This is a genomic window from Paenibacillus sp. FSL R7-0297 (assembly GCF_038009025.1).
Lineage (GTDB): Bacteria > Bacillota > Bacilli > Paenibacillales > Paenibacillaceae > Paenibacillus_AQ.
In genome coordinates this window covers 4,278,624-4,293,125 of the sequence record NZ_JBBPAQ010000001.1, presented here as the reverse complement: position 1 = coordinate 4,293,125, position 14,502 = coordinate 4,278,624, and the positions used below count along the sequence as shown (strand labels likewise).

The window sequence follows — 14,502 nt, the reverse complement described above, 5'->3', positions numbered from 1 at the left end:
GTTCATGCTTGCTTCTGTGAAGTCCATTGTGCGCAGCTCTCCCTTTCTGCTTACAGCACCCATCCGCTGCAGCCATACTATCTCCTGGTAGTATGACATTCCGGGGGACTCCCTTATGCAAATCCGGTTATAAAATATCAGTCTGTGTTTGTTCAAGTTAATAGGGATCTGCTACGGCACCAAGCACAGCCCCCCGGATATAGGTTTGTCCATTCAAGCTTTTCAGACCTGCGGCAGAGCCGGTGACAACAACTCCCAGAATCCGGACATCTGCGGCGTCAGGCTCAGCCTTATCCTTTTTTAGGTACCGGCTGATCCGGCTGTATTCGCTATAATAATTGTCTTTGTGCTCCAACCCGGATTGAAGCAATCCGAGAAAATCCTCCGGCGACACCTCACCGCCATTGTCATTGGGTCCGGTGCCGAATCCATAGATGCTCGAGGAAGATGACACAGGCTGCGGGCTTATCATTACGCCATCCCTACTCTCGTGGGGTTTCAGATAGAATCCGGAGCTATCGTCATACGTATCCACCCAATACCATACAGGTCTGGCCTCTTTGGGAAGCATTCTGTTTACCTCCTCGAAGGAATAGGGTTGATCAAAAGACAGCGCCATCTCTGCCAATTCATCCGGTTCCATCGCGGTAAGCAGGTTAAGGTCATTGAGGATTGAACTGTCGTATTCCACGCCCGGGATGTAATAGGCCATCTCCTTTTGCCCATTGTGCGGGTTATACTGCCTTCTGTATGCATTGCTGTCTGTGCTCCCCGGCGGCCGGATTTCCTCCAGATTCGATGTTCCCCCGTAAGCTCCGGTAGCAAACGGAAACCACCACTCGTTATAATTGAACCATTTCTCATTCCACGGAACAGGTACGCCTTCAATGATCTTGTATGTGTTCATTTCCAGCACTCCTGACAAGAATCCGCGGTTGTCTCTATAGCTGGACGTATATTCATTGGGACTGCTGATCATCAGATATTTCCATTCACTCATCTTTGTCTCAGCGGAGCGGTGGGCCACCAGCTGTGCCGCACCGAAGAATATCGCGGTCAATGTTAGAAGGGTAACGAGCAGTGAAATAACAATACTGCGGATTAAGCTTTTACGTTTAGCTTTTTTTAGTGTCAGGGCCAGATTCTGATCCTCTTGTCCTTCCCATGGGGCTGTCATTTAGCCTTACCTCCATAAATATGTTGAAACTGCTGTCTGGCACGATATAGAGAAGCCTTTACTATCCCTTCTGTGACTCCCAGAAGCGCAGCAATTTGTTTATAGGAGAAATCCATTTCATACTTCAGCAGAATTAGCTGGCGGTTCGCCGGATTCATTCGGCCAAGGATCTTCTCAATAAGTATTTTTTGCTCCTGCTGCAGCAGCATGGACTCCGGAAGTTCGCTCTCCGGCGCTTCATAATCCTCCATTTCATCAGAATACCGGAACCGTGTCTGCCTCCGGCATAGATCATAATAGCTGTTAATCGCTACCTTGTAGAGCCAGGCACTGAACTTATGCTCCTCAATTCCGTCAATATACAGCAAGGCTTTGTAGACTGTATCCTGCACAATATCTTCAGCATCCGCATTGCCGGCGCCAAGCCGGATTAAATATCTGCGTATTTCCGCCATTTTGGATTGGAGCAGCTGCTCTCTGTTTCCAGCCCCCACTTTCGCACCCCCTTGGCAGTATAACGATTGAGCTCCTTAAATGTTGTGTCCGCTGGCGAAAAAAATCTTATAGCTGCACAAAAAGCCCCTCCTCCCCAGGAAACCGTCCAATATTTCCGGGGAGAAGGGGCTATTGCCCTGCATATATTCTTAAATAACGTTTTGAATTATACTTCCATGATGATCGGCAGGATCATCGGTCTGCGGCGTGTCTGCTCGTAGAGGAAACGGCCGAGCGAATCTTTGACACTGGTCTTCAGAGAAGCCCACTCATTGACCTTCTCGCTCATCAGGCGCTGCAGCGTACCGGATACAATCCGGTTAGCTTCGTCCAGGAGACCTTCAGACTCCCGCACGTAGACAAATCCGCGGGAAATGATGTCCGGTCCGGAGACAATAGCTCCATTCTGCTTGCTGAGTGTTACCACTACAACCAGAATTCCGTCCTGGGACAAGAGCTTACGGTCACGCAGTACGATATTGCCGACATCGCCGACACCAAGTCCGTCAATGAGCACGTTGCCTGCAGTAACCTTACCGGCTCTGCGTGCTGCACCTCCGGAAATTTCAATCACTTCGCCAAGCTCCGTGATGAAGATGTTGCTTGGTTCTACACCGACGGACTCTGCAAGAATTGCATGTCTGCGCTGCATCCGGAACTCACCGTGAATTGGAATGAAGAATTTCGGCTTCATCAGGTTGAGCATCAGCTTCAGCTCTTCCTGGCTGCCGTGACCGGATACGTGAACACCGGAGTTGGAGCCGCTGTAAATTACATTGGCGCCAAGGCGGAACAGTTCATCAATGGTACGGCCTACATACTTCTCATTACCCGGTACCGGTGTAGCTGCAATAATAACGGTATCGCCCGGCATAATGTCAACCTTGCGGTGACTGGAGCGTGCCATTCGCGTTAACGCGGACATAGGTTCGCCCTGGCTGCCTGTACAAAGCACAACTACACGGTTGCCGGCCATTCTGTTCATTTCTTCCGGTTCAATCAGCATACCGTCAGGAATGTACAGATAACCGAGCTCGGAAGCAATGGAAACTACGTTAACCATACTGCGTCCGATGACAGTAATCTTGCGGCCTGTCGATTCTGCTGCATTCACCACCTGCTGGATACGGTGCACGTTGGAAGCAAAGGTTGCTACAACTACACGCTGTTCAGCTTTACGGAAAATATCTTCCAGAACAATACCGACATTCTTCTCCGAAGGTGTAAAGCCCGGCTTCTCGGCATTGGTACTGTCCGACAGCAGTGCAAGCACACCCTTCGATCCGATTTCGGCCATCCGGTGCAGATTCGCAAATTGACCGTTAACTGGCGTGTGGTCGAATTTGAAGTCACCTGTGTGGACAACGTTGCCTTCCGGAGTCTCGATGCATACACCGACGGAATCAGGAATACTGTGGTTAGTTCTGAAGAATGTTACCTTAAGCGAGGTGCCCAGTTCAATTTCCGAATCTTCGTTGATCAGAATCCGTTTGGTTTCACCCAACAGGTTCGCTTCCTTGAGCTTGTTATCCACAAGGCCAAGTGTAAGTCTTGTTCCATAGACTGGAACATTCAGGTTCTTGAGCACATAAGACAATCCGCCAATGTGATCCTCATGTCCGTGGGTAAGCACAATCCCTCTTACTTTGTCACGGTTCTCAGTCAGGTACGAGATGTCAGGTATTACAATATCAATACCGAGCATATCTTCTTCCGGGAATTTCAGGCCGGCATCCACGACTACAATGTCATTGCCGTACTGAATAACGTACATGTTTTTTCCGATCTCGCCGACTCCGCCTAATGCGAATATCGACAATTTATCGTTGTTGTTTTTTTTCGACAAATGAATCTAACCCTCCTATGATGTTGGACGTCATACTTTTATTTGTAAACAATGAGCTTCAATTATTTCAGCGGCGCTGTAGACTTTCTTCAAATTGCTGTTAACTTTCCTTATTCGACAATGAAATTCCGATAAGTCTGTATAATTGCGCAAGGCGAAACTCCCGAACCGGGCAGTAATATCGTCTTGAAGCGGGCAAACGCCGTCAAAATTTCACCACCGCGCCCCTCGCGCGAAAATCCGGCAGTTTTAGCACAGACTTATCCAAGGACCTATCCTGTCTCACAATGTAAAATCACATTGACGGAAGATTACCGCATATTTTATTTTAACCGCACCGAATCACTTAAGGACATTATACATGATTTTTTTGGCAAAAGACAAGTCATCCTGATCCCAGTCCTATTCTTTCCTTAACAAACAGCCATTATTTGAGGAAAAGACAAGCAAAAAAGTGGTTATGGCTTGCGTTTTTTTACATAGTCTTTATCCCGATCTGACAAACTAAAAAACCGGGCGCTCTCTAGAGCGGCCGGTTAAAGGTATAAATCTGCTTGAAATATAGCGGCAATGCCTATTTCAGTAAAGCTGCAATGAAAGCCGCTTCCTCTTCCGTCGGAGAGACCAGCGGCAGACGGACGGAACCTACGTCGATCCCGCGCAGACCCAGCGCATATTTCACCGCCGAAGGATTCGGCAGCGGCTGCGGGCATTCGAACAACCCTTTGAACACAGGAAACAGCGTCCGGTGGAGCTCACCGGCACGCTGGACGTTCCCGGAAGTGAAAGCTTCGATCATCTCCAGCATCTGCGCCCCGACAATGTGGCTGGCTACGCTGATAATGCCATGGCCACCCACAGCAAGCGTGGCCAGACCCGCAGAATCATCCCCCGAGTAGACATGGAAATCATCCGGGCAGGCCGAGGCAATCAGGGTGATCTGATCCACCGAGACGCATTCCTTCGTAGCGACAATGTTCGGAAGTGCGGCCAGACGCAATGTCGTTGCGACGCTAAGGCTCACCGTAGTGCGGCTTGGTACATTGTATAAAATGCAAGGCAGCGAAGTCTCAGCGGCAATGGACGAGAAATGCCGGTAGAGCCCTTCCTGATTAGGTTTGTTGTAATAAGGGACGACCAGAAGCACACCGTCCACGCCGATTTTCTCGGCTTCCTTCGTGAGCTCGATGGAATGTCTAGTGCTGTTGCTGCCGGTTCCGGCGATGATTTTGCAGCGTCCGCCTGCCTGCTTTTTGACAAAAGAAAAGAGCTTCAGCTTCTCATCATCGGTTAAGGTAGGCGATTCACCCGTTGTTCCGCAGACTACCAGCGCAGCGGATTTCTGTTCTTCTATCAGGTAATCGACAAGCCTTGAAGTTGCTTCCCAGTTGATTTCTCCGTCCCCGTCAAACGGGGTTACCATTGCGGTTATTAGTCTTCCGAAATCCACTTTGAATTCCTCCTTGTCAGCGGTGCAATTCAAACTTGGCATGCAGGGCGCGAACCGACTGCACCATATCTTCCTTCTTCACCAGAACCCAAATGGTTGTATTGGAGTCTGCGGATTGCAGAATCTGAATATTTTGCGAGCTGAGCGCTTCAACAATACGGGCCATGATTCCCGGCACCCCGTTGATGCCTCCGCCGATAACGGATACCTTCGCACAGCCAGACAAGCTCCTAGGGCGCAGCCCCAGCTCCTGTAGCACAGAGATTGCCTTCTCCGATTTGTCATCGAATACAGTGTACAGAGCCTCGGATGGAGTCACATTGATGAAGTCTACGCTGATTCCATTATCCGCCATGCTTTTGAAAATCTGCAGCTGTACACCGGTTCCGTTGCCGTCCGGACATTCAACGGAGATCTGTGTAATGTTGCTGACGTACGCAACGCCCGTGACAAAACGGTCAACGACTCCGTGCGAAACATCGCTAAAGCCTTCAGGATGGGTAACAAGCGTCCCTTCCGCTTCGGAGAACGTTGACCGTACACGTACCGGAATCTGAGCCTGCATGGCGATTTCCACAGCCCGGGGATGAATTACCTTGGCTCCCTGATAGGCCATATTGCAGATTTCCGTATAACTGACATAAGTAAGCTGCTTGGCATCTTCGACAATCCGCGGATCAGCGGTCAGAATGCCGTCGACATCGGTATATATATCGACCATGTCCGCACGCAGTGCGGCTCCGAGCGCTGTAGCCGAAGTATCGCTTCCTCCGCGGCCAAGGGTTGTGAAGTCGCCAGCCTCAGTTTGGCCCTGGAACCCTGTTACTATTACTACTTTATGCTCACGCAGTTCGCGTAGAATGCGTTCTGTCCGCACATCCAGAATTCTTGCATTGCCGTAGCTGCTGTCTGTTACAAATCCCGCCTGCGCCCCCGTAAGCACGGTAGAACGGATTCCTTCCTGCTCCAGCAGTCCGCACAGATTGGCCGCCGAGATAATCTCCCCGCAGCACATCAGCAGATCACGCTCGCGGTCGGGCAGCGAGTTCCCGCTTTGAGCCGCCAGATCCAGCAGTGTATCTGTAGCATAAGGCTCACCTTTGCGGCCCATTGCCGAGACTACAACCACCAGGCTGAACCCGCTGGCCAGCTCCCGTTTGACATGACGGATTACATGTTCTCTGGCCACCGGTGTGGAGAGCGAGGTTCCGCCGAATTTTTGCACCAAAATACCCATTTATAATTCCTCCAATTACTTCTCTAAGCAAGCGCTGATAAATACGCAGAATAGCTGTTACTTTCATAGAAAACAGCTCTTGCTGCGCTGGGTGCATACCTTGAAATACTGAATCATGTGTTAATCAAATCTCTGACAGTTCATTCTTCCCCCGGCGTGTGCGAAACCTCGTCCGAAATCGACTGCAGCAATGCACCAGCCATAATCCTCCCTGCGCTTGCCGGGGCGACAATTCCGGGAAGGCCCGGGGCGAGAATCGCCTTGATCCCCCGCTTCTCCGCGTAACGGAAATCACAGCCGCCCGGAGCCGAAGCCAGATCGATAATTACACACTGCCGGGGGACACGCGAAAGAACCTCTGCCGTAAGCAACATGCCGGGAACGGTATTGAAGATAAGGTCAACATCATCCACATGAAGCTGCAGGGCTCCGGTCATAAAAGGCTTCCACCCCATTTCTTCCGCACGGGCGTAATGCTCCTGCTTCCTGACCCCCACAGACACCCTGGCTCCAAGGCCTTGCAGGGTCCGGGCCATCGTGAAGCCGGTTCTTCCCATGCCCAGCACCATTGAATTGGAGCCATGTATGGTGAAATCGGTGTTCTGAATGGCTATAACCAGCGCGCCTTCCGCTGTAGGAATGGAATTGTATATCGCCACATCATCCCTGTCCAGCAACTCCACGAGCTTCAGTGAATGCCTGGTACACAAGGCACGCAAATAATCTTTGGCTATACCAGTATATACTATACAATCTGCCCGCAGCGCCGCGATATGTTCGTCCAGCAGCTGCAGCGGACCGGAGGAATACATCGCGTTAAGCTTCCCTTCCTCATCGCATCCTGCCACGGGCAGCACTAGCACATCAGCTGTGCCAAGCAGTTCTGCGGACATCAGTTCCAGAGACACCCCCGGAACCGGAGTCTTCCACTGGTCGAACCCCGCGGCACTTACTGCCGCATTCATCTCTACGCATCTGCGGATCACTTCGAGCTGTCTTGCGTCCCCGCCCAGGAATACGATCCTGATGCCAGTAAGCATAAGGAAAATGCCCCTTTCCTCCACCCTGAAAAATGCTCCAACCTTACCCTGCTGAATAAATTGTTGAACCGCCCTCAGAATGAGGACGGCAGTTAGGTTACATATGTGCTTGGCTGCTGTGAAGAGCCGTAATGCTATGCTGAATGAAACCGTTCGATAATCATAGGCTGCAGCTGGCTGCCTTGCAGGGCTGCATAACAAGCCTCAGGAATAAGGTCCATCCGGGCCACAAGTGAGTTAGGCTTAGCAACCGGATTATCCTGGCCGAATGGCACAAAATAAATATTTTTAGTTACCAGCAGCTTAGCAATATTCGCCGCATTCAGGCCCAGGCCATCGTTGGTGGAGATCGCCAGCACCAGCGGACGCCCATTGCGCATCTGCGATTTGGCAGCCATCAGCACCGGACTATCCGTCATGGCATTCGCCAGTTTGCTTGTTGTGTTCCCTGTGCAGGGAGCAATCGTAAGTACATCCAGCAGCTTCGAAGGACCCAGCGGTTCCGCTTCAACAATTGTAGAAATGATATCATTCCCCGTTATATCTTTCAACTGTTTTAACCAATTTTCCGATGTGCCAAAGCGCGTATCCGTGTTCAGCACAGATGCCGATACAATCGGCACCACGTTGGCGCCGCCATCCATAAACCGCTGAATCTGCGGCATTACCTCAGCAAAGGTGCAGTGAGAGCCGGTAATTGCATAACCAACTGTTTTACCATGCCAATCCATTTATTCGTCCCCCCTGATTGAAGTCTCGCCTGATAACGACTGTACCAGCGCATTAGCCATAATGATTCCGGCGCTCTTGGGGGCCACAATACCGGGAAGTCCCGGTGCCAGCATCGCCTTGATCCCGCGCTTCTCGGCATAGCGGAAATCACACCCGCCCGGTGCGGAAGCCAGATCGATGATCACGCAGTGCCGCTGAAGACGCGATAGAACCTGTGCGTTAATAATCATGCTTGGAATGGTATTGAAGATCAGATCCGCTTCCGGTACGTGAAGCAGCAGATCTCCGGTCATAAACGGCTTCCAGCCCATTTCCTCTGCCCTTGCATAATGCTCCTGTTTCCTTACGCCTACTTTTACAGTTGCACCCATGCCTTGCAGTGCCCTGGCCATGGTGAATCCCGTCCTGCCCATTCCGAGTACCATTGAGGTAGAACCATGGATGGTGAAATCGGTATTCTGTATAGCCATAACCAGTGCACCCTCAGCAGTCGGGATAGAATTGTAAATGGCCACATCATCCCGGTTCAGCAGCTCCACCAGCTTGAGTGAATGTCTGACACACAGGCCGCGCAAATAGCTTTTGGCCATGCCGGTATACACGATAGCCCGGGACGGCAGCGCAGCTATATGCTCTTCCAGCAGTTGCAGGCGTTCTGAAGCAAATACCGCATTAATATAACCCTCATCATCGCAGCCGACAGCCGGCAGCACCAGCACATCTGCGCTGCTGAGTAATTCTGCCGACATTTGTTCCAGGTTTACCCCCGGGCTTGGGGCATCCCACTTGTCGAAACCGGCAGCGCTTACCGTCCCATCCATTTCCACACATTTCCGAATCACTTCAATTTGTCTCGCGTCCCCGCCCAGGAACACGATCCTGATGCCAGTAAGCATAGGGATGACGCTCCTTTCAACATACACATTCGACTATAGAGCATCTTATGCCGTGTGGTGCAGATGGGTGAAGAGCGGAGATGAATTCCGGTGAAGCTGAGATAAATCACTGATAATAAGTGTTATTCATTCTACAATCAGCTATAAAAGTAAATTCACCCGCCCCGATCCCAGCCGTGATCCGGCCAATGCAGTTATGCCTGATATCGAAGTCTATACAACGGCTCAGGATATTATCGACCGCCGGGATGCCCAGATGGAGAAGCTCTATGAGGTAGTCGGGCATAAACAGGCTAAGGGCACAGCCAAATAGAAGGCTAACGTATTTACGCATATGCCAAACATAAAAAAGCTTGCGGTTACGCACCATGAAGGTGCGGTTTCCGCAAGCTTTAGTCTAATTTCTATAAGATCCTATACGAATTTGCTGCTTATTTACCCGTATGTCCAAAGCCTCCGACGCCGCGCTCCGTTTCATTGAGCTCACCGACTTCCACCAGCGTTACAGATGGCACAGCCTGGAACACCATTTGGGCAATCCGCTCATTGCGGGCAATCGCAAACGGCTCCTGACCCAGGTTGATCAGCAGCACCTTAATCTCACCACGGTAATCCGCATCGATGGTACCCGGGGTATTCAGGCAGGTGATACCGTGCTTAAGGGCCAGGCCGCTGCGCGGACGGATCTGCGCCTCCAGCCCGTCCGGCATGGCGAGTGAGATTCCTGTGGGGATTAATGTGCGCTCGCCCGGAGCAAGCACCACAGCCTCTGCTACAGCGGCATACAGGTCATACCCAGAGGCCTGTTCGGACATTTTGCAGGGCAGCAGCACATCCTCATTCCCGGGAAGCTTGTTAATTTGAACGTAATAAGACAAGATCATCTCTCCTAACATTGGCTATCGCTTTATCTGTTGAGCCTACCATAGCCAGAGACAACGGCTGTGCGAACATAAAATCCAGCAGCGCATTGATATCCTCCATGGTCACGGCCCCTATTTTGGCAATCATCTCATCGAGGGTATCCTGCCTGCCGAGCATCAGCTCATTTTTGCCCATCCGGTTCATCCGGCTGCTGGTGCTTTCCAGACTCAGGATCAGACTGCCTTTCAGCTGCTCCTTGCCTTTGCGGAGTTCATCCTCACTCAGGCCGTTCACAGCAAGATCGTGCAGCATTTCTTTGATCAGCTCGGTAACCTCTTTGGTCTGCTTCGGCGCTGTGCCGGCATATACGGTGAACAAGCCACTGTCGGCCTGGGCACTATGATACGAAAATACTGAGTACGCCAGACCGCGCTTCTCACGGATTTCCTGGAACAGCCGCGAGCTCATTCCGCCGCCAAAGGCATTGTTCAGCAGAGCCATAGGATACTGCAGCGGGCCGCCGCTCTTCACACCGGGCAAGGAAATGCAGATGTGATTCTGCTCTGTTTTCTTCTTGTGGAAGACCAGCTCCCCCTGATAATCCGGTTCAGTCAGCGAAGGCGATTCACCGTGGTTCGCGAACGAGCCAAAATGCTGCTCCAGCAGTTCAATCAGCCCGTCATTAATATTTCCGGCTACGCTGATTACCGTATTCTCGATCGTATACTGCTCTTTCATGTATGCACGCAGGTCATCCGGCGTCATTTCCAGCAGACGTTCCTTGAGTCCGAGTATCGTGTAAGCCAGCGGGTGTTCGCCGTATGCAGCTGCACACATCAGCTCATGGACCAGATCATCCGGCGTATCCTCGCACATGGAGATTTCCTCCAGAATGACATTCTTCTCTTTAGCCAGCTCCTCGGCATCCATCCGTGAACGGAAAAACATATCCGCCAGCACATCCACAGCAATCGGCAGATGCTCATCCAGCACTTTGGCATAATAGCATGTATATTCCTTCGAGGTAAACGCGTTGACATTACCGCCAATCGCATCAAACTGTTCGGCGATCTCCTTCGCGCTGTACCGGTCAGTTCCCTTGAAGAGCATATGCTCGATGAAATGAGAAATCCCGTTGTTCAGCGGGTTCTCATTGCGTGAGCCCGTCTTGACCCAGATTCCGAAGGATACGGATCTTCCGGTAGGGATCTTCTCGGTAACCACCCGAAGTCCGTTCGATAATAATATTTTGTCCAATGTAAAATCCTCCTGGCACAGCCCCTGTATCTGTCTGTATTTATTATTCGCGCCTCTTATCCTATCAGAAATAGTCTGTTCACTCAACTTCCGGAGGTGTAATACGCTCTGTTGAGAGTGTCTGACTGACGGTTCCCAGCTGCAGGCCCTTGGCTCTAATCCCACGGATCATTCCCCTCAGCGCCTGGGAAGAGGAGTCTGTAGGATGCATCAGTACCAGGGTTCCGGGCTCCGCTTTGCTGCTGATCTTGGCAATAACCGAATCCGGAGAAGGATGGCGCCAATCGACTGTATCCAGCGTCCATAATACCGTTTTTAGTCCCAGTGAGGCTGCAATCTCCACCGTCTGCTGATTAAAATCTCCTGAAGGCGGAGCAAACCATTGGTTGGTTACCCCCAGGGTATTCTTCAGCAGCTTCTGTGTCTTCTCAATCTCGGCCGTTGCACGCGCGCGGCTGAGTGTACTCATGTTGGGATGTGTGTAGGCATGGTTCTCTACTTCATGTCCCCGCTTCAGCATTTCGGCGGCAAGCTCCTTGTTATGACTAAGCCAGCTTCCATCCAGAAAAAAGGTCACCTTGACCTTCTCCTCGTCCAGAATATCCAGCATCGGCACAATATACTCGTTCCCCCACGCCACATTAATCATCAGCGACACCATCGGCTTGGCCGGATTGCCCCGGTAGATCGGCTGCGCCCCCAGATCACTCAGCGATACCTTCGGCTCTGTCTGGCGGTACACCAGTTTGAGGCTGTCCGCCGGGCCCCGCAAAAGCGCGTTCCGGTAGGTTGCCTCCACATCCACTTCAAGTCCATTGTACCCCGGTATGGCTTTCCATACCCGGTCAACGACAGCATCGACAGGCTGCGCATTCAGCTCCGCTGCCTTGCCGGCAATCTGCGCGCGCAATTCATCGTTGGTTTGCTTTGGCGCATAGCTCATCACGGCCGTATCGGCCTGCGGCTTAAGCCCGGCGATCATCTCTTTGACCGGCCCATTCGTGCTGCCAATCCCGATTACTACTGCAATGCAGGCCAGCACAAGCGCTGCTTTGTCCGTCTTCATGACGTCTTTCCTCCCCGGCAGAAACGGTCTGATCCATCCCGGCACAAGGGTAGAAGTGCAGGGACGCTTTGTCCCAGCCTATGTATGAAAAGGGCCGAATATGCATAACGCAAAGAGTGCAGCCCACTGCCATATACTATCCGCACCTGAGTACTGTCGGTTCATTGCTAGAAAAAAAGAGCCAGAACGGTACTGCTTCTGTCTCTTCTTCATTCATTTAATTAGATTTCCGGAAAACCGCAGGCGAGGTTATCCTTACGCCTTCGCTCCGCTTTCCGAAGTCAGCACAGCTTTGCGCGACAGATTGACGCGGCCCTGCTGGTCGATTTCGGTTACCTTTACGGTAATGGTATCGCCGATGGCAACAACATCTTCCACTTTAGCTACACGTTCTGTAGACAGCTGGGAAATATGCACGAGGCCGTCTTTACCAGGAATCAGTTCAACGAATGCGCCGAACTTCTCAATACGTCTAACAGTACCGACATAGATCTCGCCGACCTGTACTTCACGCACAATGCCTTCGATAATGCCGCGGGCCTTCTGAATCATCTCTTCGTTGGAGGACCCAATGAAGACACGGCCATCTTGTTCGATGTCGATCTTTACGCCGGTTTCTTCAATGATTTTGTTAATGATCTTACCGCCAGCACCGATAACATCGCGGATTTTGTCCGGATTGATGTTGATGATAATGATTTTTGGAGCATATTTGGACAGGCTTGTTCTTGGCGCAGAGATTGCTTCATTCATTTTACCTAAGATGAACATACGTCCTTCTTTGGCCTGCTGGAGCGCATCCTGCAGAATTTTACGGTCGATGCCGTCGATTTTGATATCCATCTGAATCGCCGTTACGCCTTCTGCTGTTCCCGCTACCTTAAAGTCCATATCGCCGAGGTGATCTTCCATACCCTGAATATCTGTCAGGATGGAGACATGTTCTCCGTCTTTGATCAGACCCATTGCGACACCGGCTACCGGCGCCTTGATGGGCACCCCTGCATCCATCATCGCCAGGATACTGGCACAGATACTCGCCTGGGAAGTCGAACCATTGGATTCAATGGCTTCCGATACGAGACGGATGGTGTACGGGAATTCAGTTTCACTCGGAATCACTTTGGACAATGCGCGTTCACCCAGTGCACCGTGGCCGATTTCGCGGCGTCCCGGTGCTCTCAGCGGCCGGGCTTCCCCTACGCTGAACGGAGGGAAGTTGTAATGATGCATAAAGCGTTTGGTTTCAGCCGGATCGATTCCGTCAAGAATCTGTACATCCCCCAGCGCACCCAGTGTACAAACGCTAAGGATCTGTGTTTGTCCGCGTGTGAACAGACCAGAACCGTGTGTACGCGGCAGCAGCGCTGTATCGCATTCAATCGGACGAATCTCATCCAGCTTACGGCCATCTGGACGTACCTTATCATGCGTGATCAGACGTCTTACTTCGTCCTTCACGATATCATGCAGCACTTCCTTAACATCTTTAAGAAGCTCTGGTGACTCTATGTATTTCTCTGCGAAATACTCCACCGTTTCATTATTAACCAGATCGATAGCATCCTGACGGGCATGCTTCTCGGCAATCTTCACGGCGTCAACCAGACGGCTCTCCGCATAGGCACGAACCTGTGCGTTCACATCAGCGTTAACCGCATGCAGCTTCACAGCCATCTTTTCTTTGCCGGCAACGGCTACGAGCTGCTCGATCACAGCTACGATCTTGCGGACTTCATCATGTCCGAACATGATCGCTTCAAGCATTACATCTTCAGTGACTTCATTGGCTTCAGCTTCCACCATCATGATAGCGTCCTTAGTACCGGCTACAACGACATAGATATCGCTGATTGCCTGCTGGGCTACATCAGGGTTGATGATGAATTCACCGTTAATACGTCCAACAGCTACGCCCCCGATTGGACCGTTGAAAGGCACATCGGAAATACTCAGAGCAGCGGAAGTACCGATCATAGCTGCAATATCAGGCGCACAGTCCTGATCCACGCTCATAACCAGGTTCAAGACTTGCACGTCATTGCGGAATCCTTCAGGGAACAATGGACGAATCGGACGGTCGGTCAGACGGCTCGACAGGATCGCCTTTTCACTTGGACGTCCTTCACGCTTAATGAACCCGCCCGGAATTTTACCCACTGCGTACAATCTTTCTTCGTAGTTAACCGTAAGCGGGAAGAAATCCAGATCTTTAGGCTCACTGGATGCTGTAACCGTACACAATACTGAAGTATCTCCGTACCGCACCATAACGGCTGCGTTCGCTTGTTTGGCCAGACGGCCTGTTTCCAGCACAAGGCGTCTTCCGCCCAGCTGCATTTCCACACGTTGTTCCATAAAACCCCTCCTTGAATGATAGTAATTTGTTCTGTATGTTCTACAAGCAAAAACGGCTTGTCCTCCATGAGGTGATCTAGCCGT

General features: G+C 51.3%; 12 protein-coding genes. All 12 read right to left on the bottom strand.

Annotated features, from left to right (window positions below):
• Positions 1–157: 157 nt before the first annotated feature.
• Entirely contained in the window at positions 158–1,177 is a 1,020-nt protein-coding gene (locus MKZ24_RS18875; protein ID WP_052416492.1) for an anti sigma factor C-terminal domain-containing protein, read from the bottom strand.
• Positions 1,174–1,671: an RNA polymerase sigma factor gene (locus tag MKZ24_RS18870; RefSeq protein ID WP_231637675.1), complete on the bottom strand. Its 498-nt coding sequence runs from the start codon at positions 1,669–1,671 to the stop codon at positions 1,174–1,176. Before MKZ24_RS18870 ends, MKZ24_RS18875 begins: the two co-directional genes overlap by 4 nt.
• 167 nt (positions 1,672–1,838) lie before the next feature.
• Positions 1,839–3,518, bottom strand: coding sequence for a ribonuclease J (locus MKZ24_RS18865; protein WP_039294807.1), 1,680 nt, complete (start codon positions 3,516–3,518; stop codon positions 1,839–1,841).
• A gap of 574 nt (positions 3,519–4,092) precedes the next feature.
• Positions 4,093–4,968, bottom strand: coding sequence for a 4-hydroxy-tetrahydrodipicolinate synthase (gene dapA, locus MKZ24_RS18860; protein WP_340785461.1), 876 nt, complete (start codon positions 4,966–4,968; stop codon positions 4,093–4,095).
• Positions 4,969–4,984: 16 nt separating this feature from the next.
• Positions 4,985–6,205: an aspartate kinase gene (dapG, locus tag MKZ24_RS18855; protein ID WP_039294812.1), complete on the bottom strand. Its 1,221-nt coding sequence runs from the start codon at positions 6,203–6,205 to the stop codon at positions 4,985–4,987.
• A 140-nt stretch (positions 6,206–6,345) separates the two neighbouring features.
• Positions 6,346–7,245 (bottom strand): dipicolinate synthase subunit DpsA, encoded by a 900-nt coding sequence (dpsA, locus tag MKZ24_RS18850; protein WP_340785459.1) that lies wholly within the window; start codon positions 7,243–7,245, stop codon positions 6,346–6,348.
• Between the two features lie 134 nt (positions 7,246–7,379).
• Positions 7,380–7,976, bottom strand: coding sequence for a dipicolinate synthase subunit B (locus tag MKZ24_RS18845; protein ID WP_039294817.1), 597 nt, complete (start codon positions 7,974–7,976; stop codon positions 7,380–7,382).
• Entirely contained in the window at positions 7,977–8,873 is an 897-nt protein-coding gene (gene dpsA, locus MKZ24_RS18840) for a dipicolinate synthase subunit DpsA (RefSeq protein ID WP_340785456.1), read from the bottom strand.
• A gap of 431 nt (positions 8,874–9,304) precedes the next feature.
• Positions 9,305–9,751 (bottom strand): dUTP diphosphatase, encoded by a 447-nt coding sequence (gene dut / locus MKZ24_RS18835; RefSeq protein ID WP_340785454.1) that lies wholly within the window; start codon positions 9,749–9,751, stop codon positions 9,305–9,307.
• Positions 9,729–10,994 (bottom strand): M16 family metallopeptidase, encoded by a 1,266-nt coding sequence (locus MKZ24_RS18830; protein ID WP_042138111.1) that lies wholly within the window; start codon positions 10,992–10,994, stop codon positions 9,729–9,731. Before MKZ24_RS18830 ends, dut begins: the two co-directional genes overlap by 23 nt.
• Before the next feature lie 79 nt (positions 10,995–11,073).
• Positions 11,074–12,060: a polysaccharide deacetylase family protein gene (locus MKZ24_RS18825; protein WP_042237096.1), complete on the bottom strand. Its 987-nt coding sequence runs from the start codon at positions 12,058–12,060 to the stop codon at positions 11,074–11,076.
• A gap of 255 nt (positions 12,061–12,315) precedes the next feature.
• Positions 12,316–14,418 (bottom strand): polyribonucleotide nucleotidyltransferase, encoded by a 2,103-nt coding sequence (gene pnp / locus MKZ24_RS18820; RefSeq protein ID WP_042237097.1) that lies wholly within the window; start codon positions 14,416–14,418, stop codon positions 12,316–12,318.
• Between the last annotated feature and the right edge of the window lie 84 nt (positions 14,419–14,502).